Raw genomic sequence first — 23,245 nt, 5'->3', positions numbered from 1 at the left:
TCATGATTTAGGCTGAGCTACGATCACATCTGCCTGAAGGAGTGATAATTAGCAAGATTAAGAAGATTGTCATGGATAAAAATAAAACAGAAGATTTAATCTGGCTAAGTGATAAGATGAATAATCAGGATGAAAAGAAAAAACTGGATGAAGAGAACCTGGAACGTATGTACATGTATCAGCAGTACAATGGGGCTGTTTCAAAACAGGAATATGCTCTGCGGGGTTCAATACTTAGCTGTTCGTATGGTACGGAATCTTCTTTGCTTGACTTAACTCTGGACCATGGAATATATAAGGGAAATTTGCCGGTGATGACAACGATAGATACCGGGAAATCCAATATCCATCATTTTGGTTCCTGCCTATGTCCGGAATCAACATATAAAGGACGTTTACCAATGACGCCAGCAATCCGAGAAGGCGGAAAAAAGGCGAAAAAGGCACCCTGTAATGATAATGCCCATATTTGTGTTCCAATGATACCGGAAGGGTCGGTTTGGAAACAAGTGGATCAAAGTGTCATTGCAAAAACGTATGCAAAAGGTTATGCGCCATTGTTATTGGACAGTGCGGTTTTGGTTTGCCAATATGGTGGGATTATAAGGATTGTAGAGGTTCCGCAAACAGGGACGGCTATGGAGACGGGGACCGTTACCATAGAGCAGTTAAAAAGTATTTTGAAGGCAACTGGTCATTTTCAAGCAAACTCTGTTACTGACCCTATGGTAAGTGAATTAAACAGGGTTTTACAAACATATAACATAACGTCAGAACTGGAAATTCAAATGTTTCTCGCTGTAACCATACATGAATCCCGTCTAGCACTTACAGAAGCAGGATGGCTTAGTGTGGAGGCTGTGAAAAAGTACTGTGAAAAATATGAACCAAATACTTCTACAGGTAAAAATTTAGGAAACACTCAGGTTGGAGACGGTTACAAGTTTAGAGGCGCGGGCTACATCCAGCTTACTGGGCGATATAATTATCAAGTATTCTCTGACTACATTACTAGTAAATATGGACACGATGCTCAAATTATGGAAAAGGGAGCAGATTATATTGTTCAAAGATATGCGTGGGAAGCCGCGGGGTATTATTGGAATAACAATAATGTTAATCAAGTTATTCAAGATGGACAAAGTGATAAGCTAGATACAATGATGATTGTTAAACGCGTATCTAATGCCGTTAATCGGGGGAATGCTAATTCGACTAAAGATCCTGGAGAATGGAGTGATAGACAAAAACGGTTTAATGAAGTTTTGGGCTCTTATTAAACTAGGTCTGAGTTATGAGTGCAATAACATAATGTTATAACATAGATCAACTTCAAAAATATGGAACTGTTGATGAATTTGACCTTGAAAAGAGGTGTTAGAATGAGACTTAAAATACTATTTATTGCTATATCACTTTTTTTACTATTATCATGCTCCGGTGGCAAGTTGGTTATTCAAAGTGAAACCGATGCCCATATTAATGCCTATCCTATTGAAAACGTTAACTATAAAGAACAAAACATCAATATCTCTTACCCAAGTGTATCAGGAATGCAAGATACTGAAAAACAAAAAAAAATAAATGATTTACTTAAGAGTATGGCATTTCAGGAATTAGCTGATTTCTCGGGTAACGAAAAGTATAATACTGAAGGAATTAGCATTTCTTTAGATAACAATATTTCATATCAAAGCGATAATTATTTAAGTGTTAATTTCACAGGAGATGTAATTCTGAAAGAGGCCGCTTATCCAAGGTCAATATTTACGACTATGAATATTGACCTTAATAGCGGCAACCGAGTAAGGCTTAGTGATGTCATTAGCATTGATAATAATTTTGTTAATATGGTTAGAAAGACTTTGAATTCTTATATTGACAAGAATTCAGTGTGGGCAATTGTTTACAATGATTTTCTTGAGCATGATGACAATTATCTTTTAGATCTCTTTAGGGAAGCAGATTCTGAATTTGACGATGATTGTTATAGCTATTTTACTAATGATGGTCTGGGATTAAGTTTCGCCACGTCTCATACCGCTGGTGACCACTTTGAAATCGAATTAAAGTATGAAGATATAAAAGAACATATAACTAAAAATTTTTTTCGTGATAAATAAATACAACTTTGCCATATCGCTACTTATAATGCTATAAAAAATGTTAAATCTAGGTATCTATCGGCATAATGAGCGACCTAACCTGTGAATTTGACAAAAACTGCGGAGAGAAACAGCACTTTGAATATTGCACTATAAAGATGAAAATTTGGAATTGAAACGTATTGAACACGAAGATGGATACAGTTCTTTTTATCAGGCATTATAAATTACTTAAGGATTATACATTTGGAGGAGATTTTGAACGAACTCTAAATTTTCCGGGCTTTTATGAGTTTGTTGAAATTGAGATTATTCAGGTAGATGGAGCAGAAAGGTACAATGTTATAGGCGATATTTCACTTGGATTTTTTACGTTAGTCAGCTTTGAAAGATTAGAATACTTCAAAGAATTGTCTTATAAGCAGGTTGAAATGAAGGTAAAAAAATCCGAATATCAAAAGATATTTTTATCCAATTGGCAGATAATGTGTGCTTTTGTATAAAGGTACTATTCTCATAGGAATATGGGGCAAAATCATCTTAGCTCATAGAATCAGGTAAATAGATGCCGTTAACGCTTTTGATTTTTTACCCAAATGAAAAAGGGAAAACAAGATAGCTCCTGCGGGATTTGATTAGTTTTGCTGTTTCTGAGGTTCAGGAATTATATCTACTGAATGTGAATGTGGAGGAAGGTTAGAATGAATTATCTATGGGAAGCTATGATTCAAGCAAGAAACCAGGGAATACCGGAAGAAAATCTACATTTCTGCGTACCAAAGGTTTTCAGTGCATATATGGAAATTTCCAACAATTATATGAATCAAAACAGTCTTGAGACGGGGCAGGTAATCAACATAAATCCTTACTATCGTTTTTTTGAAATATTTAAAGACCTGTATCAGCCAGATTATCATCAGGGAAGCGAGCTGCGGGCGAGCCTTACTAATTTGATTTTGCATCAGCTGGCCGGCAATGATGTGTTGTCGGGAATGACTAGGGAGGAGTATTATAAAAACTTGCTGTTACAGGATATCAAACTAGGCAGGAGTGGGGCATTGGTAAAGGAAGCGATTTCCTTATTTGATATTGATGAGCAGCAAATCATTCTGAGTGGAATGCTGCGACAATATCAGACGGGATGTTCCGTTGATATCTTCCGGGAGATGATGGAAGCGCTGATCCCGGAAAACATCGTTTATCATAATAATAAAGCGCCAAGTGAAATTTTGGTTTATATTAGTCAAAAAAGAGAAGAGAAGCTGGAGAAAAAGCTGCGGTTTTTGATTTCTGGTTTTTTGGATATGGCAGGAAATGTAGATATTTATTATAAATATCATTTTGGAATCATTGGTGTTGAAGAAACCATGGTTATGGATGAAATTGCATTGTGTTGACGGGAGGGGTGCGATGTTTTACTATGAATATCCGGAATTTGAAAAGAAGCATTTATTAAAGACTGAAATGCTGGAGCAATTAAGAGATTATCCCAGGCGTTATGCGAAGCTGTTGTTTCAAGGATATGGAAATGGAATAGTAAATGGCTGCGAACTGTCATGGGATGAGAACCAGCTGACGATAAATAGTGGGATTATTTACTGGAATGAGAATCTATATTTTATGGAAACGCCATATACTTTGGAATGTTACCCAGAGGATCGACTAAGGCATTTAATGGTGAGATTTTTAAATGAAACCAAAGAAAATGGAGCGATCTGCGGGAAAACAAATATATATTTAACTGAAAATCCATATGATTCTGATGAAATGGAGCTTTGCCGCTTTCGATTACAGGAAGGATCTCGTTTAAGAAGTGTTTACGTAGATTTTCAGGATCATACCACAGAGTTTGATACCGTTAATAGGATACATACACCCTTTGCCAGTTTAGGTGGGAGTACAATCAGTCCGGAAATATTGATACAATTTGCCGAGGAAATGATGGAAACAGAAATGTTAGATCCTTTCGATATTACGCTTAGCATGAATATACTGACCAATGATGGCAGGGTAAGCCGAAATGCTATTACTCAATATCTTAAAATAAAGAATGAAAGCTCTTCCGTGTTAGATAATAATTGGAATTTATATCAAGAGCTTTTAAAAATTATAAAGAATAGAAAAAAACGCAATTCAGCATCTGAAGAATACAACCAGAAAGGGAAGCGGATTATGCTCATGTGATACTGATGGCCGAATATACTGCGGAGAGAATAAAATGAAATATTTTGAAATCATTAAGAAACCACAAATTAAACTGGCTCCGAGATTAAAAAACTGGTATGGAAGTTTTGATGTAAGAGATATAAAACTGGATTCTTTTTATAAATTACCGGAGCGTCAATTACTTATGGTAGACATGACAGAAAAAGAAATTTTTACGGATGTTATCACATCTCCCTTTTTACTGATTTCACAAAAGGTAATGGATGTAATAAAAATGTATGGTGATCTTTGTTTTTACCGACAGTTTTTTCTATTAGATGCGGGCAGCACAAATGCAGAGAATTATTATTTGCCGGTATTTGATGAAAGTAAATGTATTCAACTGAATGATAAGGAGTTTGAAGCAGGAAAATGTAACAGGAAACTTTTTGAAGAAGAAACAGCGCTGAATGTTAATAAAAATATTTTCTGGATTCATGATTCTTTGACAAGGCATACCATTATCTCCTTAGATTTTGCGGAAAGCATGCTGCGGCGCGGAGTAACTGGAGTTGAATTAAAAGAAGTGATTTTAACCAAAAAGGAATAAGTGTTTCATACGATTGGAGATAGAGTTATTACATACAGGAATGATGTTTAACAACAGAATGGAGGCTGTTATGTCAACTTTTAATACGATTGGAGATTTTGTCTGGGCCAGTGATAATAAAAAAAATGAGGAGAAAGAACAGCAGGAGCAGTATCTTGAGCTCATGTATATGCATCAGCAATATAATGGGATTCTTTCAAAACAGCAATATGCGCTGCGAGGATCAAAACTTAGCTGTTCGTATGGAACCGATTATTCTTTATTGGATGCAAGCCAGGATCATGGGATATATAAAGAAAATTCACCAGTGATGACGACGATTGATAGCGGGAAATCCAATATTTATCATTTTGGCTCCTGCCTATGTCCTGAGTCTAATTATAAAGGGCGTTTACCAATGACTGTAGGTACCCTTAAAAATGGAAAAATGGCTAAAAAGGCATCCTATAATAATTATGCACATATATGTGTTCCAATGGTACCGGAGGGATCAGTCTGGAAACAGGTGGATCATAGTATTATGGCAAAAACATGTGCAGAAGGTTATGCACCGCTGCTATTGGACAGTGCGGTTTTAGTTTGCCAATATGGTGGATTGATAAGGATTGTAGAGGTTCCTCAAACAGGAACCACTAAGGGTATATTGAAGGAGTATGTCACCTTAGAACAATTAGATAAATTCGATTTTTTTATAGGAAATACAAATAGTGAACGTCAAAGCAATATCATAGAGTTAAATAAGATGCTTGAGACTTATTCCATCACGACTGATTTGAGAATTTCATTTTTTATGGGGCAAGTAAAACATGAATCCCGTGCAGGTGCAAGAACGCTAGAAAGTTTTTCTGGTAGTTCTCCAGAAGTATATTTTAATAATAAATATTCGAACAATAGTATATTGGGTAATCAAGGCGGCAATGATGGTGAAATTTTCAGGGGTTCTGGTTATCTCCACCTCACAGGTAGATATAATTATCAGAGGTTTGCCAACTATATTGGAGATCAACAAATCATGATTGATGGATACAGGCTGGTAGGAGGCGTTTATAACCAACCTATCCCCAATATCAAGCCAAGTGATGTAGGTGTTATTGATATTGGAAAATATGCGTGGGAATCCTGTGGATGGTTTTGGAACCGCGGAAACCCGAAAACAAAAGATTTGAATATATACGCTGATACGAAAGATTGGCATTCAATATCATCTGCTATTAACCAAAAAGATGTAGCTACATTTCCAACTCGTAATAAATATATAAATGAGTTTTACAATATATTAACTGGTAAAACTCTTGGATTGCCAGAATAATGAAAAACTAACAAAAGGAGGTTAAGCACTGTGTTGTCTTAGCCTCTATGAAGGTGGTATGCGATATGAAGAAAATTATTATAATATTGGTTTGTTATCTAGTATGCTTCAACCTTTATGCATGTTCGGATAATGGCTCCCAGAAGGCTTATATTGAGGAGGTTGACGATGAAACAGTCATTAACAATATGACGATAAAAAAGCATATAATTACTGCTGAATATCAGAAAGAGGAAGGGGTTTTTGCTTACCCTTCTTACTCATATTTAAATGCATTGATCAAGTTTCCGCAAGTATCTAATATGAAGGATATATCTACACAAGAAAAAATAAATAAACAATTGAAGGAAGTTGCAATGCAATCCTTAAACAACAGAAGTTCTGATGAGACTTTAAAGTTATTTCATGATATAGTAAATGAAAATAATGAAACGAGTGAATTCTGGGGCGGTGAAATCGAATACAAAATTCTTTATGTTGGGGATAAATATATAAGTTTGAATTACGAAGGTAATAATTTTTTTGGCGGGGCGAATCCCTCACATTTTTCCAATTACGTTACCATTAGTTTAAATAATAGTGAACTTATTCCTTTTACCGATTATTTCTCTAAGGATAGTGTGATAAGAGATATTACCTCACTGAAATTCGAATGGATTGAGGGACGATACACAGGCGGTTATGCAGGTAATGAACCAGAGGTAATAGATGAGTTTGTCAAAGCCCTCAAACAATTGAAAGATGTGGATACTGAAGGCAATATATATAATTCAACAAGCACATATAACTTTGCAATAGATGAACAGTTTGCCTACATGGCTATTCCTTTTGATGATTCACTTGATGGATACATTCATTTAAAATTCAACCTTGATTCTTTGAATTGAAATGTGATTTTGTTTACAAGTAGATATGAGAAGCTTTTGATTACAGGAAGGATCTCGTTTAAGAAGTGTTTACGTAGATTTTCAGGATCATACCACAGAGTTTGATACCATTAATAGGATACATACACCCTTTGCCAGTTTAGGTGGGAGTACAATTAGTCCGGAAATATTGATACAATTTGCTGAGGAAATGATGGAAACAGAAATGTTAGATCCTTTCGATATTACTCTTAGTATGAATATATTGACCAATGATGGCAGGGTAAGCCGAAATGCTATTGTTCAATATCTTAAAATAAAGAATGAAAGCTCTTCCGCGTCAGATAATAATTGGAATTTATATCAAGAGCTTTTAAACATTATAAAGAATAGAAAAAAACGCAATTCAGCATCTCAGGAATACAACCAGAAAGGGAAGCGGATTATGCTCATGTGATACTGATGGCCGAATATACTGCGGAGAGAATAAAATGAAATATTTTGAAATTATGAAGAAACCACAAATTAATATGGCTCCGAGATTAAAAAACTGGTATGGAAGCTTTGATGTAAGAGATATAAAACTGGATTCTTTTTATAAATTGCCGGAGCGTCAATTACTCCTGTTAGACATGACAGAAAAAGAAATTTTTACGGATGTTATCACATCTCCCTTTTTACTGATTTCACAAAAGGTAATGGATGTAATAAAAATGTATGGTGATCTTTGTTTTTACCGACAGTTTTTTCTATTAGATGCGGGCAGCACAAATGCAGAGAATTATTATTTGCCGGTATTTGATGAAAGTAAATGTATTCAACTGAATGATAAGGAGTTTGAAGCAGGAAAATGTAACAGGAAACTTTTTGAAGAAGAAACAGCGCTGAATGTTAATAAAAATATTTTCTGGATTCATGATTCTTTGACAAGGCATACCATTATTTCCTTAGATTTTGCGGAAAGCATGCTGCGGCGCGGAGTAACTGGGGTTGAATTAAAAGAAGTGATTTTAACCAAAAAGGAATAAGTGTTTCATACGATTGGAGATAGAGTTATTACATACAGGAATGATGTTTAACAACAGAATGGAGGCTGTTATGTCAACTTTTAATACGATTGGAGATTTTATCTGGGCCAGTGATAATAAAAAAAATGAGGAGAAAGAACAGCAGGAGCAGTATCTTGAGCTCATGTATATGCATCAGCAATATAATGGGATTCTTTCAAAACAGCAATATGCGCTGCGAGGATCAAAACTTAGCTGTTCGTATGGAACCGATTATTCTTTATTGGATGCAAGCCAGGATCATGGGATATATAAAGAAAATTCACCAGTGATGACGACGATTGATAGCGGGAAATCCAATATTTATCATTTTGGCTCCTGCCTATGTCCGGAGTCTAATTATAAAGGGCGTTTACCAATGACTGTAGGTACCCTTAAAAATGGAAAAAAGGCAAAAAAAGCATCCTATAATAATTATGCACATATATGCGTACCAATGGTACCGGAGGGATCAGCCTGGAAACAGGTAGATCATAGTATCATGGCAAAAACATGTGCAGAAGGTTATGCACCTCTGTTATTAGATAGTGCGATGTTGGTTTGCCAATATGGTGGATTGATAAGGATTGTAGAGGTTCCACAAACAGGGACAACTAAGGGGGCGGGGCAGATCGCAGATAAATATTTTGCTAATGAGAGACTCAAAATAAGAGCTACGCCCAATGGACAACAAATTGATGGAGATAGAGTTTTTATACCAGGAGCAATTGTAAAAGTTCATGAATCAAAAGAAACACAAAAAGTAGAGGATTCGGATAGCACTTGGATAAAAGTCTACTATGATGTCAGCAAAGTTTGCTGGGTAGGAAAAGAGGTTTTGAAAGAATTACCTCAGCCTGTTACAGGGCATAACTTTAAATATAACTGGGACAAATCGCAATATGTGACTCAAGATTTTAAGAATAAAGCAGCTGGAGTTGCCAAATCGCTAGGGATTGATCCTGATGATTTAATGGCAGTTATGGCATTTGAATCATATGGCTGTAATCCATCACAAACAAATATGGCAGGAGGTTCTGCGACAGGGCTAGTACAGTTTATGCCTGATACAGCAAAAGACTTACATACTACAACGGCGGAGTTAGCAAAAATGTCAGGAGTCGAACAACTTGATTATGTATTTGGATATTTTTATCCCTATAAAGGAAGATTGATAACCTTGAGTGATATATATATGAGAGTCCTTGCACCAAGCAATATTGGTAAAGGAGAAAATGATGCTGTTTACACAAAAGGAAGTGAAAAGTATGAGGCTAATAAGGGACTTGATGCTAACGGTGACGGTACAATAACTAAGAAAGAGGCTACACAAAAGGTAATTGACGAAAGAAACAAATATATCAACTAGGAGGATATTTTCGTGAGAAAAAAGTGTTTGTTATGTTTATTAATATTTACTATTGTAACACTGTTTTTATTTTTTGTGTATGACAACCGTCCTGACCATAACAATGATATGTCGTATTCTTGGGTCGGAACTTATTCGTTTTATGAGTATCTTCCACCTAACCAAAATATGGACTATTCAATTTCTTTATATGATGATGATGGTTTATATGCTCATATAAAAATTGACGGCTTTCATACTCTTAAGCGTTTGAAAGCAAAAGTATGGAGTAATGGGGAAGAGACCATGTTTGTTTTTTGTGATTATTATACAGATGAAGAAGGTAATAGTACTATTCCTGAAACATATAATGAAGGCGATATTTTACTTAAGTTAAAAAAGCAAGAAGATGTTCTCATTACGGAGTGGGGGAAACTTCAGCCAATGTTAACTGAAAACGAGGAACCGGGTCAATATTTCATTAAGTCTAAGAAATAACAAAACTATACTGAGTGGAATCTTGAGCTCATGTATATACACCAGCAATATAATGAGATTTTTTCAAAACAGCAATATGCTCTGCGAGGATCGAAACTTAGCTGTTCGTATGGAACCGATTATTCTTTATTGGATGCAAGCCAGGATCATGGGATATATAAAGAAAATCCACCAGTGATGACGACGATTGATAGCGGGAAATCCAATATTTATCATTTTGGCTCCTGCCTATGTCCAGAATCTAATTATGCGGGACGTTTACCAATGACTGTAGGTACCCGTGAAAATGGCAAAGCGGCTAAAAAGGCATCATGTAATAATTATGCACATATATGTGTACCAATGGTGCCGGAGGGATCAGCCTGGAAACAGGTCGATCATAGTATTATGGCAAAAACATGTGCAAAAGGTTATGCACCTCTGTTATTAGATAGTGCGATGTTGGTTTGCCAATATGGTGGATTGATAAGGATTGTTGAGGTTCCGCAAACAGGAACAAGTAAGGAGCCGGTGAAGGAGTACGTAAGCGCCGAGCAACTTATTGCGATTGGTTGGAGTAAGGACGTAGTAACTCCAGAGATGGTAAAAGAGCTAAATAGAGTGTTAGAAGCGTACGGTATCACAGATATTAACAGCATCAGACATTTCATTGCTCAAGCCAGTCATGAATCTGATGACTGGTACAAAACCGGATATGGAGATGGTTTAATAGAAATTGGATCAAAGGAATATTTGCAAGGTCAAAAGTATTGGCCATATATCGGTGCTGGATATATACACTTGACATGGGAGTATAATTATCAAAAATTTAGTGATTATTTAAGAAAGGAAAAAAGTATTGATGATCTTCTCATTATGTCAGAAGGACCTAATCGAATTGCAAGTACATACGCTTGGGAAAGTGCAGCATATTTTTGGAGTGTATTTACTAATGCAAACGAAGTAGCAAGTCATCCAGATGTACAGCCTGATAAGCTGTCTGAAATAGTTAACAAATATGATAAAGCCTCCTTTCCAGTTAGGGCAGATATATACTATAATAAAGTGGTTACAAATATTAAATAATACACATTTTTTGTGTTAACATCCTTGGGAATAATCACTTTTTAGTTCCCAAAGACACCTTTAACAAGGAGGAAATCTTTTGAAGATAAAATTAGCTTTATGTGTAATAATGGGATTAATTATTAACCTTTCAGCATGTAATAATGCACCAAAAATAAATGACCAAATAGCTTATTCTTCATCAGAAATTAAAACGTCTTTGTATTCCGGTTTCAATTATGAGATCGACAAAGAAGTTTTCAAACGTACGGATACAAAAAGCCAAATAGGAATAAATATAGATTATCCACAGATTAAGGGTATAAACGACATAATGATACAAACGCAAATAAATGAACAAATTAAAAATACCGCCTTAAAACCCTATTATGAAATATTTGGCGACGAAGAAAATATTGATGATGGTACTGAATGGTCTGTTGAATACTCAATTGTTTATATAAGCAACAGTATAATCAGTATTAAGTTTGAAGGCTCTATATTTACGAAAGGCAATGCACATGGAATAAATATGATATACGCTATAAATATTAATTTAAAAACTGGCAGGGAAATAACGCTTGATGAGCTTTTTGATGAATCATTTAAGAAAAAACTAGATAACAGTGTTTTCAAAGGGATTGATGTTGACACATCAAATGCTGAGGATACAGCGATGGAAGAAATATTTAATCGCTTTAAAAATGATTTTATGGATAATAAAAATAATTTCTATTTTAGTTTAGATAAATTTGTTATTATACTTCCTGTTAATAATTATTTCCGATTTTCAACTACATATGAAAACTTAAAAGATTGTATGAAACTTGACAATTCACTTTGGTCTGAAGTTTTGAAATTAAATATACTCGAATGATGAGCTGAAATCCATTTATCAAAGCATAACTTATGGGTCGGTTTTGGAGTCAGACTTGAAACTTCTTTATTTCTGCGTACATGAAGTTTTCAGTGCCTAATATCAAAGGAGTAGATACGTGTAGAGTTCCAAATGGATGGGATGATACAGCCAATGTTTACAATAGGGAGAATAGTTATGATGAAGCGATCAAAAGCTTTAAGTAGTTGTTTAATAATTTTTGCATGTTTTTTATTTTTAGCCACGGCTTGTAAAAAGCAAAATCTTGAAAAAGATGATGAATCAGGTAACTATGTATCGAATGAATTATCAGCTAAAGATGATTTTGCTATAGAGTATACTAATGAACTAGCAAACGAGTATACTATTTCTTTTTATAATAGCTCAAGATTAAGTCATTTACCTTGGAGCAATGACTTTTCGTTTGATACAATTAATGTACAAAATATGTTTGATACATCCCTCCAAGACAGAATAAATGAAAATATAAGACAGGCAATGACATCTTGGATTGAAGGTAAAGTAGTAAATGCCACATCGGTTGATTTATATATTTATTGCCATAACGAAAAATATTTATCATTTGCAAATTCTTTTGAATATAGTGATAGAAGACTTGACTATATTAAAGATTACATTACGATTGATATGAAGACTGGAAATCGTGTTATGCTTAATAATTTAGTGCGAATTGATGCAGAATTTGTAGAACATATTCAAAAAACAAATTTAGTAAAAGAATCAATAAATTCTATGGCGTATGGTGGTGCGGAAGGTAATTGGGAATATTTAAATAAATTCACGATTGATGAATTAATAAATGAACTGGAAGAGTGTTCCTATACCCAAAAACAAGTGATTCAAGAAGGGTATGCGACAGTTGATGAGTCATTAGGGCCGCTTATTTTGAGAAAGTCATTTTACTTGCGCGACGGTAAGTTAGTCATTGTGCTAGATTATGATAAACATATAACACTTAATCTCGATGATATATCTGACTTTTTAAAAGTTGAAAAATGGTAACTAGAAAAAAGCAATGTAATTTGGCATCTATTAAATATTAGAATTTAATTGTATTATTTCATATTGGACTTTTGTTAAAACAGCAATAAGCTCTGCGAGGATCAAAACTTAGCTGTTCGTATGGAACCGATTATTCTTTATTGGATACAAGCCAGGATCATGGGATATATAAAGAAAATCCACCAGTGATGACGACGATTGATGGCGGGAAATCCAATATCTATCATTTTGGCTCCTGCCTATGCCCGGAGTTTAATTATACGGGGCATTTACCAATGACTGTAGGTACCCGTATGAGTAAATATAAGGTTATAGATATAATCGTATATGGAAGAAGTTGGTGAAAAAATGAAAAGACAACAAATTAGAATAGGACTATGTCTTATTATCACATTAATACTTGCGTCTTGCTCTGGATACTCTCCTTACAATAATGTAGAAAGAGTATCAGAAGAAACCACCAATGAAGACATAGATGGCAAAAACTATAATGCCATTTTTGAAGCTAAAGATGTTTCAAACGACTTTAAAATAGAAGATGAAATTCAATTCATTGCTGAAAAAGTTAGTAAGATTGATTTTACGATCATAAACTATCCAATAAATACAAATAAATATACTTTAGAAACAGACAAAATATTTAAAGAGGCTTATTTAAAGGCAATAAATAACATGATTCCAATAAAGCGGCGAGATACTGGAGAGACTATATTTTTTAAAGATCTTCTTGGGGGCAAAGAATTAACAAATGATGAATTTCAGGATTTTGTCCTAAAAACTGCCAACTACTACAACATTGACTTTGATGGAGACGGATTACCAGAATTGAGTATAGAAGCTGATGGACCGACTGTACTTAAATATATACCAGAAGAAAATCAAGTGTATATGTACTACAGGAGTTACGACAAATGGCATGTTTTAGGTTCTGGACAATTGTATTATTTTGATCAAACAAGCGCAAATAGAATAGTCTATAGTTATGAATCGTTAGATAATGATGGCAAGGTATCTCAAAGTATAAGTTTTGAGATATATAGTGAATATGATGAAAAAACAGCAAACTGGGACAAAGAGAGATTTATAAGTGTTGATGGATATAATAGTGTTTTAGTTACCGAAAATGATTGGGACAAAATAACAAAGAGTTTTTTTGAGGCAATAGATGCTTCTATTCCTTCTCAAACCTATACTGAAGTTTTTGGGACACTTAACTAATATTCTTAACATGAAGTCTTTTTAGAGTTGTTTTTGAAGCGTTGTCTTTAATCGTACATTATAAAGTTGATACAGTAAAGGAGAACTTATGAGAGAAGAAAGAATTGTAATTCACCCAATGGAATATCTTGAAATTTTATCGTATGAAGGAGTGAAACAGGTAAATGATCATGCCTGGGTAAGATTTAGCGGCCAAATTCCTTTTGAAAAGAAACAAGAGTGCATGGCGCTGGGAAGAAAACAGACGTGGATGCAGATAGCCGCAATATCTGGCGATAAAGAATATTCTCTATTTTTTGGAGTACTGGAACATCTGCAGGTAAAGGTGGAGAATCAGACCTGTATCGTTGAAGCTTCCTTAAAATCAGGAAGTACCTTGATGGATACGGAAACAAGAATAAGAAGTTTCCAGGATAAATATTTGACCTATGATAAGCTGCTGGAAGTGTGCGGAAAAGCTTATCCAAATAGTGACAATATTATAACAGAAGGAAAAAAGAAAACCATAGATGCGTTTATTATGCAATATAGGGAAACAGACTGGCAGTTTATCAAGCGTTTGGCAAGCAAAATTCAAACAGTGGTTGTGCCGGAATATAAAACAGAAGGAGTGAAATACTACTTTGGGCTTCCCAACAGAAATGACAGCATCAGCGAGAATACTTGTGAGTATACAATCATAAGCGATATGCAGGAATACAGCAAGAAAAGAGCACAAGGACTGAATATCTCACAGGATGATACTGTATCTTATATATGGGAAGACCGGGAGATCTATGAACTGGGGCAGAATAAAATTATAGATGGAAAAGAGATGTATATTTCAACAATAAAGACCTTATTAAAGGGAGATGAATTGTATCATACCTATTATATGAAGACTAAACGGGGACTTTGCCTGCCTCGTCAATATAGCCAGACAGTAGCAGGCATATCGTTAATTGGCAGTGTTGTCAAAGTTAAGCATGAAATGGTGCATGTAAAAATTGATAAAGATGATAATATCCAGTCATCAGGATATTGCTGGTTTCCATTTGCAACGGTTTACTCATCATCTGATGGAACCGGCTGGTACTGCATGCCTGAAGCAGGAGACCGGGTAAGAATTTATTTTCCGACAAAAGACGAAGCAGAGGCCTATGTGATAAGTGCTTACCACGAAGGAAATGCAGAGCTGCGGCAAGATCCGGATAAAAAATTCTGGCGAAACAAAGAAGGAAAAGAAATACAACTGACACCGGAACATATCCTGATGACAAACAATCATGGTACATATATTAAATTAGATGACGATGGAATTGAAATCAGAAGCGAAGGTTCTGTGTCGATCCGGTCCAAAAAGAATATGAATATTACCAGTTCCAGCGGTACAATTGAGCTAAATGCTTCAAAGAAGGTTCGCTTAAAACAGGGAGATACGGAAATGGACCTTGGCGGTGATCTGAGTTTGCAGGGAGCCCGGATTAAGTTGTAAGACACGAAGGAGGTGGGAACATGATAATAAATATGACGGATAATTTGCGGCTGGATGTTGAGCTTCCGATGCTGAATTGTGAGTCTTTTGAAGTGGTATGGAAGCCACAACACCATGCGCATTTGAAACTGGAAGGTTATGTGGAAGCAAATATAACATGGAATTGGAGTCGTCTATATGAAAGTCAGATAAAAATATGGATCGAGGATGGTGCCAGTGAACAGATTATATTTCATGGCCGCTTATTAAATATAGTAAAAACAGTACAGGCAGGAATGGAAAAAGTCTGTATTACAGGAGTATCGGCGTCTATCCTGTTGGATCAGAAAAAACGCAGCCGGTCATTTCAAGACGTTAAAACGTCATTTTATGAAATCATTAGTCAGGTTTCCCAGAGAGAGGGCGGGCAGGTTATTTGCACAGCAGATAAAACCAAAGTCATAGACAAGCCGGTCATCCAGTATGAAGAAACGGACTGGGAATTTTGTAAACGCCTTGCCAGCCATTTAAACATTCCGGTTATCCCGGATGTGGAAAGCGGGAATCCATGCTTTTGGGTTGGAATGCGAAAAGGCGAAGCAGTGCCATCCTTTTCAGAAGCCTGGTATCTTGCAGAAGTGGATAAAACAGGAATCAAATATTGGGTAAAGGATCTTATAAATTATAAATTGGGGGACCGCACGACGTTTCTTGAGCAGGAAATGATTATTTGCGAGAAAAGGGTTGAATATCAGAATGGTCAGGTTCAATTTTATTATTTGCTCGAAGAAGGGAAGACCAATACAGTAAAAGTAGGATATCAGGAACAGTTTGCTGGCATTAGCCTGTCTGGAGTTGTTCAGAGCATAAAAGAAGAAACTGTAAATATTGTATTGGATATTGATAATGGTGCGGATACTGGAGAATATTTTTATGAGTGGCTGCCGGATACCGGTAATGTTCTTTATGCAGTGCCAGAACCAGGAGCTCCTGTATCTTTGTACTTTGGAAGCCAGGATGAACGGGAAGGAATCGTGATTCATTGTATCCATAAAAAACAGAACAAAGCTCATGAAAAATCTGATTATAAAAACAGGATATTGGATATTGCAGGAGATCAATGCATGAACCTTTTTGATAGCACAGTAAGCTTGTCAAAAAGTGGAAACCATAATGTGTTATTGGAGAATTCTTTGATAGCAGCCAGAACATCCCAGAATCTGGAGATCATTGCTGAGGAAACCATAAAGTTTAAAGCAAATACGATTACAGTAGACTCGCCGGATGAGATCGGGATATATCAGGGATAAGAAAACCAGGCAGGGGGCAGCGAAGATGGACCGTATAACAGAATTGGAGACCTATATACAAGAATATCGGGAAAAACGGCTGAGTGAAAGAAAGGGATATATAGTCAAGAATTATAAACAGATGATTCCTTCCTTTAGCTCCCGATTGGATATGTTGATAAAAGCACAAGAAACCAGACAAGAAACTGGGAATCAGGATAAAATAAAGTATCTTACCTTTTTTCGGTTAATCTCCAGCAATTATACAGAAAGCTATGAACTGGCGTTGGGAATGAGTACTTCCATGCTTTATATGGACAAAGGTACAACGTATGTATACTGGACTCCTGAAATAGTATATGATAGCGTCAAACAAGATATGGCGGAACTGGAAAAAATGCTGCGCAAGGAATTTTTGCGTTTGGAAGCTTATGAATTGTTTTATTTAAAACAGTTATTATTATATGATAGCTGGCAGGGATTCCAGACAATCATAGAATCAATTGTAAAAGAAACAGCGGATAAAATTATTGCCAGTTCTTTGATGCTAGAAAATAAGATTCAAGTATTGTGTGGAGATTATATGGACAAAGTAAATGGTATTTGTAAGATTGAAATAGGGGGGAGTGAGAAGTAATGGGAAATAAAAACAGTTCTTTTCATATGAGTAATGAATTTAATGGATATGGGCAGAAGACCTATTTAACAGCCAGTCAATATAATTCTCTTCCTGCACTTTCTCAGGAGAATGTCCGGCTTATGCCAGATTTTGGATCAAGTATTGCAAAAGCGTTGGGTAGTATGCCGGTTGTGATAAATGCCAATTCAGATAATCATATGCTGTTGAAGGCTTTAGGAGGAATGTCCAGTGCAAATCAGATCGTTGTTGGGAAAGACAATATGACAGGGCAGTTCCTATTTAGTTATAATGTCAGTGCCAGCAATGAATTTGCAAATAATTCGTACCTGTTGGCATCTCAAAACAACTCTGCTCAGCCTGTATTTGAGATTGTACCCTATGGTTGGAAATTATTTCGTTCAGAAAAAGGTTGGAAATGGGGAGAGGAGACAGGAAATTATTACAGGAAGGAAGGCTGGCTTAAAGATAATGGAAAATGGTATTATTTTTCTGATTATTGGATGCAGACGGAATGGCAAAAGATTGTTTATGAAGGAAAGGCTCAGTGGTTTTATTTCTTTTCAAAGAAGGATAGTTCCGGAGTGGAAAAGTATGGTCATATGGTTACCAGTTGGATAGAGCTTGAATATAATGGAGAAATGCACTGGTTTTATTTTCATGGAAATGGGACAATGGCAGTTTCTGAATGGATCGGTTATAAAGGGAAATGGTATTTTCAACGTAGTAATGGAACGATGCAAAAGTCCAGCCTTAGAGAGTGGAAAGGAAAGCTATATTACTTAAAAGATGATGGTTCTATGGCTGTGTCGGAGACAATTATTGATAAGGTGTCTGGAAAAACTTATTTTGCAGATGCAGATGGGGGGTGTGCAGAAAGAAATAAAATTGAAGAATGGATGCAATCGGTTGAAGCAATGGGGACGTGGTATGTGGCAAATGTTAGTACATATTTAAGTAACGACGGTAAAAATACAAATAGAAGAGCTTATAGCTGCCCATTAATTTACCCTAGTGTATATGATGACTGTTCTTCCTATGTATCTGCCTGTTTAGTGTATGTAGGAAGTGCTTCCTCAACTCAGTATAATTCATGGGCTTATAATAAGAGTAGTAGTAACTATTCAGCCGCATTAGGTACTGCATTAAGTTCTGTAGGATTTGTGTGGCATGCATATGATAGTACATATATACCAGCACGGGGAGATATACAAGTGCAGCATAATGGCTGCCATCATGTTGAAGTAATTGATAGTTACGATACACAAGATGGCTCGACTTCCATATGGTCGTGGGGAAAAGTATATTCATCATTGCCAGTAAAGAGATCAAAAGCAAGTTGGACATCAAGAACTTCTGGTTATTGGAGAATAGAAAAATAGAGGAGGAATAATTTTGAAACATTTAAAAAGGTATATCATAATCATTTTGTGTATTGCTTTATTTTTATTAACATCTTGCGCAGGGGATGTACAGGCCACAATTGAAACAACGAATAGTAATGACCCAGATTATGTAAATGAATTAGATGTATATTATAGTTATATCAGAGATGAATTAATACCACAGTATGGACTTGCATCAATGGATTCTACTTATGGAATTATGCAGAATGCACAAGATGGTAGTTGGTTTAATCCAGGTGGGATTGTCTCGGCATATATAGAAGATATGAAGGGTGATGGGCAGAAAGAGTTACTTTTGCTTTATTATAAGGAAGATAAGTCGGAGACCTTAGAAAACAAATTTTACTCTGGATATAATTTATATGCAGCAGTTTATGGATTGCAGAATGATATTCCCTATAAGATTGATGAAACAGAAATTTATGCATATAGCGGAGAGCGGAATAAAATATATACTAGCATTTTCTCTAATCACAGTGCAGTAGAAAATTTGTTTATTTCGACCATATCGGCTAATGGCAGTAAATATATTATGATAGAATCCTCAACAGATATCTATGCATTTGCAGATGGTTTTTATTGTAATTATTGGGTATTGAGATTAGAAGATAATAAGTTGCAAATTGCAGGTTCATTTTCTCAAAATGGAGTTGGAAGTTCAGATTTTGAATATACAGGATATCAATTTGAAAATGGAAATGTAATATCAGAAGAATTAATGTATACGGAAGAGTATGGAAAAGAAGGCCGTTACAATAATTTCAAAACAGCCATAGAAGAATTTTTTAATACAATTGGAATAACCGTAAAATATAATAATCATAACACAAGTATTCTAGAAGGAAATGAATTGGCTGAAAAAATACTTTCTTACCAGATAGCTTGCGAACACGTTGAAGAGGAAACTTATAAATTTACATTGTTTGCAACAGATTATACCGATGTAAGAACTCATATCAAGAACGACAATTAGAGGACTTTATTAAGGGAGTCTTGTGATAATGAAATCGATTATATTGTCAATTATACTATTATTTTACCTAGTACAAGTGCCGAGTTTTGAACAGTATCCATTACCCCAAAAAGAGGTCGAATGGAATATAAACACGGAAGTAGGTGACAATGTATATTCCGTTAGTTATGGGGATGAGGGGATACCAGTCTTTGTACAGTCAGATGCAATTTTATTTCTAAATGGCTTTCCAGTTGCGGGCACAGTAAAATTTCTAGATGGAACATATAATATTCCTATAAATGCACTAAACAATTTTTGGAATGAAGTCCAGGTGCCTGACAACGAAAAAGTAGTATTGGAGGAAGAAGAGTATTTTTTATTTGAGAGTTTTGGAGAAGAAGAGTATAGCACTGGGGTCTTACAAAAATATGAAGGTTATTTGCCATTTGTTTGGATAGACAAAAAAGTGGATATTAATCCTCCCCAATACAGTATAGAGCAAGCAAGATGTATAACTTATAAATATTTTATAAAAAACCTCGCAAATGCTGAATTATCAGCAGAATATATAGAAAGCATGGGTGGTCCAGTTACGATAGAGGACTTTGACTATACCGGAACAGTAGGGAATTATTACTTTATTACAATGCCTACAATGAAAGCAGGCTTTGAACAGTTTGATGTGGTATTTAATAATGTTACGGGAAATCTTTTTTATTTATCTGGCAGTGGGGGCGGATTATCCACCTTTTAATAATAATTTAAGTAATTATTTTGAGAAATTTTCGATTGAATTTATTGTCTGATAACTGGGATTACGCTATATGATGACTGTTCTTCCCTATGTGTCTACATGTTTAGTGTATGCAGGATTTGTGTGGCATGTAATGATAATACCTACATAAGAGTACAGGGAAATATACAAGTTAATGTATACGATCTATTGTGTGTACTGGAGTCTTATAGCTGGAATAAAGGGAAATTTGGTCTGGGCTGTGTTCAATGGACGGGTGGAAGAACTAAGACTTTGGTAGAGGTTTATATGGAGGTTACCGGAGGCAATAGTAGTATAACATTTGATGAGGTGGTAGAGTCAGAAGGCAAGCTGATTAGTCGAGAATTAAATGGTTCTTATTACAGTATTTATTCAAACTGGTTGACTGCCAATGCTGGCAATTTGGATTCAGGTACAGCTGGATATAATGCTGGATATAATCTATGTGTAAAGTATGAAATACCAAAGGATTATAATAGCAAGGCACCCAGCAGAGCTAAGACTGCAGAAAAACTATACAATATAATGAAAGTGGTGTGATAATCAACCGTTTAATGAAAGAGGTAACTATGAAAAAATTATTATTTATTATAGGAGTTAGTGTTGCATTTCTTGCCTTAGCATCCTGTTCTAATTTGGAACAACGCCAGGAATTAAGCAATGAGGTTATAGAGGGTAACTTAACAAATCAGGATGCTATTAAAGAGCCAACGGAAATTTTTGCAGATGAAAATAAAAATGCGATAATATCAAATGAACTAGAAAATGGAGTTACTACAGTTGAAGTGTCTTCTAGTGAAATGGTGACGGAAACTGGTACAGAATCAATGAAAAATGATTCAACGTTAAAAGAAAGTCCGTTGAATGTGGATATAGATATAAATCTAAATGAGCCAAATAGTTATGTTATCCTGCATGACGGTATTATTTATACAGTAACAATATCAAAGGATACCAATTATAATTTTACATTAACTCTTTTGGATTCTGAGTCAAAGGAACTGCAATCTCTTGCTCTTGAAAGTCAAATTATTGTAGGTATCAAGTTTATGGATGTGAATTTAGATGGATATACAGATATTGTGTTAAATACTGGTGGAACATGGAATGAAACACATGAGCTTTATATTTGGAATTTTTCTTCACAGAATTATACAAAAGTGATATTTCAGGAATTTGATATGCTTGCCGATTTTCAAGTTTGTGAAGGCTATATTGAAAATTTTATAAGGGGAGATGGTCCTGATGACAGTTTTATAGAAAAACTTGTCTGGCATGGGAATGTCCTGACGAAAGAGGGCGAGGTGGTTTATAAAACTGGAAATTAAGTCAGGAGGAAAAATGAAACGTATTTTGTTTGCAATTTTGAGTGTTTTTATTTTATCAGGCTGTAATAGTTCCGTTTATTCTAATGGAGCAATCAATAATTCCGAGGTTATTAATGAAAGTAGTGCGAATGTACCGAAGATACAATGGGGAAATTCTAATGGAAATATAATAAATGGTGGATATATTTTAAAAGTGGATAAAAATCTATTTGTAAATGATAATTATATTCCATCAAATGGCCTTCTGTATCAGTATGATTTGAACACTAAGTACATGGAATTAGTGCGGGAAGACTGTAAAGGTAGTTTGAACTATTATAATAATAGGTTATATTATGCTTCTGAGAGGGGGATCGTGGGTTCCGATCTGGACGGTAGTAATGTTGAGATTTATTACAATAATTCATGCCCATTTATAATATATAATAATATGATTTATCTGGTTGATCGTAATATCATTAGTGTAGATATAGAAACGAAAAATATAACACCTCTGAATCATATATTTAGTGAGAATGTTAATGTGGTCAATGATAAAATATATTATACTTCAAAAGATAATATGGAGGAAAATACAGTAGAGGAGTTGGAAAAACTGGATTTATGGGGGGGGGGGATTTGGTGAAGTATACCAGATGAATTTGGATGGTAGTGAAAATAAAAAAATGAATGATGTGCTTGCATTTAATTTAATTTTTCATGATGGTTTCCTGTACTATATTGATCGTGAAAACTTAAAATTAGGAAAGATCAGCACAAACTCAAATGAAATTGAAATAATAAATCAAGATGAGTATTATAATTTTAATATTAATAATAATCAATTGGTTTGTAGCGACTTGTCATCATTTGTTATTTTAGATACAAATGGTAAATTAATAAATCGTATTGAAATTGAAGGCGGCTTGCGAGACACAAGTATTAATTTAGTGGACAACTATGTATTTTTTCGTAGATTTGGAGGGAACGAAATTAAAATGATTGATTTGGAAACATTTGATATTGTAACAGTTATTGATGAAGAGTGAAAGCTTTTATTGGCCAAAATATAAAGCAAACTAGTTCTAGAAAATTTTGGAATAAAGTGTGGTAAAGATAGTAAATGGTATTATTTGAGAAGGGATCAGGGGTATATAGATAAAATAATACTTTATTACAATGCCAACAATGAAAGCGGGCTTTGAACAGTTTGATGTGGTATTTAATAATGTTACGGAAAATCTTTTTTATATATCTGGCAGTGGGGGCGGATTATCCACCTTTTAATAATAACTTAAGTGATTATTTTACTGGAATTTCCGATTGAATTTATT

Annotated in this window: 26 protein-coding genes; all 26 read left to right on the top strand. The window is 35.0% G+C overall.

The window, feature by feature from the left end; genetic code table 11:
* Positions 1-71 precede the first annotated feature (71 nt).
* The 26 genes from ACYVD3_RS19390 (at position 72) to ACYVD3_RS19265 (ending at position 22,960) form a co-directional block, all read left to right on the top strand.
* Positions 72-1,280, top strand: coding sequence for a PAAR-like protein (locus ACYVD3_RS19390; protein WP_460644133.1), 1,209 nt, complete (start codon positions 72-74; stop codon positions 1,278-1,280).
* Between the two features lie 102 nt (positions 1,281-1,382).
* Positions 1,383-2,123 (top strand): polysaccharide deacetylase family protein, encoded by a 741-nt coding sequence (locus tag ACYVD3_RS19385; protein ID WP_460644132.1) that lies wholly within the window; start codon positions 1,383-1,385, stop codon positions 2,121-2,123.
* Between the two features lie 164 nt (positions 2,124-2,287).
* Positions 2,288-2,608: a hypothetical protein gene (locus ACYVD3_RS19380; protein WP_460644131.1), complete on the top strand. Its 321-nt coding sequence runs from the start codon at positions 2,288-2,290 to the stop codon at positions 2,606-2,608.
* A 198-nt stretch (positions 2,609-2,806) separates the two neighbouring features.
* Entirely contained in the window at positions 2,807-3,502 is a 696-nt protein-coding gene (locus ACYVD3_RS19375) for a hypothetical protein (RefSeq protein ID WP_460644130.1), read from the top strand.
* A gap of 13 nt (positions 3,503-3,515) precedes the next feature.
* Entirely contained in the window at positions 3,516-4,289 is a 774-nt protein-coding gene (locus ACYVD3_RS19370; RefSeq protein ID WP_460644129.1) for a hypothetical protein, read from the top strand.
* A gap of 34 nt (positions 4,290-4,323) precedes the next feature.
* Positions 4,324-4,860 (top strand): hypothetical protein, encoded by a 537-nt coding sequence (locus ACYVD3_RS19365; RefSeq protein WP_460644128.1) that lies wholly within the window; start codon positions 4,324-4,326, stop codon positions 4,858-4,860.
* Between the two features lie 70 nt (positions 4,861-4,930).
* Positions 4,931-6,169, top strand: a complete 1,239-nt coding sequence (locus tag ACYVD3_RS19360) for a PAAR-like protein (RefSeq protein WP_460644127.1) — start codon at positions 4,931-4,933, stop codon at positions 6,167-6,169.
* 65 nt (positions 6,170-6,234) lie between these two features.
* Positions 6,235-7,056, top strand: a complete 822-nt coding sequence (locus ACYVD3_RS19355; RefSeq protein ID WP_460644126.1) for a PdaC/SigV domain-containing protein — start codon at positions 6,235-6,237, stop codon at positions 7,054-7,056.
* Positions 7,057-7,526: 470 nt separating this feature from the next.
* Entirely contained in the window at positions 7,527-8,063 is a 537-nt protein-coding gene (locus ACYVD3_RS19350) for a hypothetical protein (RefSeq protein ID WP_460644125.1), read from the top strand.
* Between the two features lie 70 nt (positions 8,064-8,133).
* Positions 8,134-9,450: a PAAR-like protein gene (locus ACYVD3_RS19345; RefSeq protein WP_460644124.1), complete on the top strand. Its 1,317-nt coding sequence runs from the start codon at positions 8,134-8,136 to the stop codon at positions 9,448-9,450.
* 12 nt (positions 9,451-9,462) lie between these two features.
* Positions 9,463-9,927, top strand: a complete 465-nt coding sequence (locus tag ACYVD3_RS19340; protein WP_460644123.1) for a DUF5991 domain-containing protein — start codon at positions 9,463-9,465, stop codon at positions 9,925-9,927.
* A 30-nt stretch (positions 9,928-9,957) separates the two neighbouring features.
* Positions 9,958-10,992, top strand: a complete 1,035-nt coding sequence (locus ACYVD3_RS19335) for a PAAR-like protein (protein WP_460644122.1) — start codon at positions 9,958-9,960, stop codon at positions 10,990-10,992.
* Between the two features lie 79 nt (positions 10,993-11,071).
* Positions 11,072-11,848 (top strand): PdaC/SigV domain-containing protein, encoded by a 777-nt coding sequence (locus ACYVD3_RS19330; protein WP_460644121.1) that lies wholly within the window; start codon positions 11,072-11,074, stop codon positions 11,846-11,848.
* A gap of 177 nt (positions 11,849-12,025) precedes the next feature.
* Positions 12,026-12,871: a hypothetical protein gene (locus ACYVD3_RS19325; RefSeq protein WP_460644120.1), complete on the top strand. Its 846-nt coding sequence runs from the start codon at positions 12,026-12,028 to the stop codon at positions 12,869-12,871.
* A 92-nt stretch (positions 12,872-12,963) separates the two neighbouring features.
* A complete protein-coding gene (locus tag ACYVD3_RS19320) occupies positions 12,964-13,215 on the top strand; it encodes a PAAR-like protein (protein ID WP_460644179.1) in 252 nt (83 codons plus the stop codon).
* Positions 13,199-14,089, top strand: a complete 891-nt coding sequence (locus ACYVD3_RS19315; RefSeq protein ID WP_460644119.1) for a hypothetical protein — start codon at positions 13,199-13,201, stop codon at positions 14,087-14,089. Before ACYVD3_RS19320 ends, ACYVD3_RS19315 begins: the two co-directional genes overlap by 17 nt.
* An 88-nt stretch (positions 14,090-14,177) precedes the next feature.
* The gene (locus tag ACYVD3_RS19310) at positions 14,178-15,563 is read left to right on the top strand and encodes a phage baseplate assembly protein V (RefSeq protein ID WP_460644118.1); all 1,386 of its coding nucleotides are present in this window, start codon (positions 14,178-14,180) and stop codon (positions 15,561-15,563) included.
* A 20-nt stretch (positions 15,564-15,583) separates the two neighbouring features.
* Positions 15,584-16,852, top strand: coding sequence for a contractile injection system protein, VgrG/Pvc8 family (locus ACYVD3_RS19305; RefSeq protein WP_460644117.1), 1,269 nt, complete (start codon positions 15,584-15,586; stop codon positions 16,850-16,852).
* A 25-nt stretch (positions 16,853-16,877) separates the two neighbouring features.
* Complete coding sequence (locus tag ACYVD3_RS19300; RefSeq protein ID WP_460644116.1) at positions 16,878-17,468, top strand: hypothetical protein; 591 nt, start codon at positions 16,878-16,880, stop codon at positions 17,466-17,468.
* Positions 17,468-18,850, top strand: coding sequence for a hypothetical protein (locus ACYVD3_RS19295; RefSeq protein WP_460644115.1), 1,383 nt, complete (start codon positions 17,468-17,470; stop codon positions 18,848-18,850). The genes ACYVD3_RS19300 and ACYVD3_RS19295 overlap by 1 nt, the downstream gene beginning before the upstream one ends.
* 13 nt (positions 18,851-18,863) lie before the next feature.
* The gene (locus ACYVD3_RS19290; protein ID WP_460644114.1) at positions 18,864-19,847 is read left to right on the top strand and encodes a hypothetical protein; all 984 of its coding nucleotides are present in this window, start codon (positions 18,864-18,866) and stop codon (positions 19,845-19,847) included.
* Positions 19,848-19,875: 28 nt separating this feature from the next.
* Positions 19,876-20,583: a hypothetical protein gene (locus ACYVD3_RS19285; protein WP_460644113.1), complete on the top strand. Its 708-nt coding sequence runs from the start codon at positions 19,876-19,878 to the stop codon at positions 20,581-20,583.
* Positions 20,584-20,706: 123 nt separating this feature from the next.
* On the top strand, positions 20,707-21,144 hold the full coding sequence (locus tag ACYVD3_RS19280; RefSeq protein ID WP_460644112.1) for a phage tail tip lysozyme: 438 nt from the start codon (positions 20,707-20,709) through the stop codon (positions 21,142-21,144).
* 29 nt (positions 21,145-21,173) lie between these two features.
* The gene (locus tag ACYVD3_RS19275) at positions 21,174-21,932 is read left to right on the top strand and encodes a hypothetical protein (RefSeq protein ID WP_460644111.1); all 759 of its coding nucleotides are present in this window, start codon (positions 21,174-21,176) and stop codon (positions 21,930-21,932) included.
* Positions 21,933-21,945: 13 nt separating this feature from the next.
* Positions 21,946-22,557, top strand: a complete 612-nt coding sequence (locus ACYVD3_RS19270; RefSeq protein WP_460644110.1) for a lipoprotein — start codon at positions 21,946-21,948, stop codon at positions 22,555-22,557.
* 10 nt (positions 22,558-22,567) lie between these two features.
* The gene (locus ACYVD3_RS19265; protein ID WP_460644109.1) at positions 22,568-22,960 is read left to right on the top strand and encodes a DUF5050 domain-containing protein; all 393 of its coding nucleotides are present in this window, start codon (positions 22,568-22,570) and stop codon (positions 22,958-22,960) included.
* Positions 22,961-23,245 lie beyond the last annotated feature (285 nt).

The organism is Lacrimispora brassicae, assembly GCF_054772055.1.
Note: the sequence above shows the minus strand (reverse complement) of the source record. Positions and strands in the feature narration are given on the sequence as shown.

What these genes read in the sequence shown, in the direction of transcription:
- ACYVD3_RS19390 (WP_460644133.1), top strand. Translation starts at nt 72, where the DNA reads ATGGATAAAAATAAAACAGAAGATTTAATCTGGCTAAGTGATAAGATG.
- ACYVD3_RS19385 (WP_460644132.1), top strand. Translation starts at nt 1,383, where the DNA reads ATGAGACTTAAAATACTATTTATTGCTATATCACTTTTTTTACTATTA.
- ACYVD3_RS19375 (WP_460644130.1), top strand. Translation starts at nt 2,807, where the DNA reads ATGAATTATCTATGGGAAGCTATGATTCAAGCAAGAAACCAGGGAATA.
- ACYVD3_RS19370 (WP_460644129.1), top strand. Translation starts at nt 3,516, where the DNA reads ATGTTTTACTATGAATATCCGGAATTTGAAAAGAAGCATTTATTAAAG.
- ACYVD3_RS19365 (WP_460644128.1), top strand. Translation starts at nt 4,324, where the DNA reads ATGAAATATTTTGAAATCATTAAGAAACCACAAATTAAACTGGCTCCG.
- ACYVD3_RS19360 (WP_460644127.1), top strand. Translation starts at nt 4,931, where the DNA reads ATGTCAACTTTTAATACGATTGGAGATTTTGTCTGGGCCAGTGATAAT.
- ACYVD3_RS19355 (WP_460644126.1), top strand. Translation starts at nt 6,235, where the DNA reads ATGAAGAAAATTATTATAATATTGGTTTGTTATCTAGTATGCTTCAAC.
- ACYVD3_RS19350 (WP_460644125.1), top strand. Translation starts at nt 7,527, where the DNA reads ATGAAATATTTTGAAATTATGAAGAAACCACAAATTAATATGGCTCCG.
- ACYVD3_RS19345 (WP_460644124.1), top strand. Translation starts at nt 8,134, where the DNA reads ATGTCAACTTTTAATACGATTGGAGATTTTATCTGGGCCAGTGATAAT.
- ACYVD3_RS19335 (WP_460644122.1), top strand. Translation starts at nt 9,958, where the DNA reads ATGTATATACACCAGCAATATAATGAGATTTTTTCAAAACAGCAATAT.
- ACYVD3_RS19325 (WP_460644120.1), top strand. Translation starts at nt 12,026, where the DNA reads ATGATGAAGCGATCAAAAGCTTTAAGTAGTTGTTTAATAATTTTTGCA.
- ACYVD3_RS19315 (WP_460644119.1), top strand. Translation starts at nt 13,199, where the DNA reads ATGGAAGAAGTTGGTGAAAAAATGAAAAGACAACAAATTAGAATAGGA.
- ACYVD3_RS19310 (WP_460644118.1), top strand. Translation starts at nt 14,178, where the DNA reads ATGAGAGAAGAAAGAATTGTAATTCACCCAATGGAATATCTTGAAATT.
- ACYVD3_RS19305 (WP_460644117.1), top strand. Translation starts at nt 15,584, where the DNA reads ATGATAATAAATATGACGGATAATTTGCGGCTGGATGTTGAGCTTCCG.
- ACYVD3_RS19300 (WP_460644116.1), top strand. Translation starts at nt 16,878, where the DNA reads ATGGACCGTATAACAGAATTGGAGACCTATATACAAGAATATCGGGAA.
- ACYVD3_RS19295 (WP_460644115.1), top strand. Translation starts at nt 17,468, where the DNA reads ATGGGAAATAAAAACAGTTCTTTTCATATGAGTAATGAATTTAATGGA.
- ACYVD3_RS19285 (WP_460644113.1), top strand. Translation starts at nt 19,876, where the DNA reads ATGAAATCGATTATATTGTCAATTATACTATTATTTTACCTAGTACAA.
- ACYVD3_RS19275 (WP_460644111.1), top strand. Translation starts at nt 21,174, where the DNA reads ATGAAAAAATTATTATTTATTATAGGAGTTAGTGTTGCATTTCTTGCC.
- ACYVD3_RS19270 (WP_460644110.1), top strand. Translation starts at nt 21,946, where the DNA reads ATGAAACGTATTTTGTTTGCAATTTTGAGTGTTTTTATTTTATCAGGC.
- ACYVD3_RS19265 (WP_460644109.1), top strand. Translation starts at nt 22,568, where the DNA reads ATGAATTTGGATGGTAGTGAAAATAAAAAAATGAATGATGTGCTTGCA.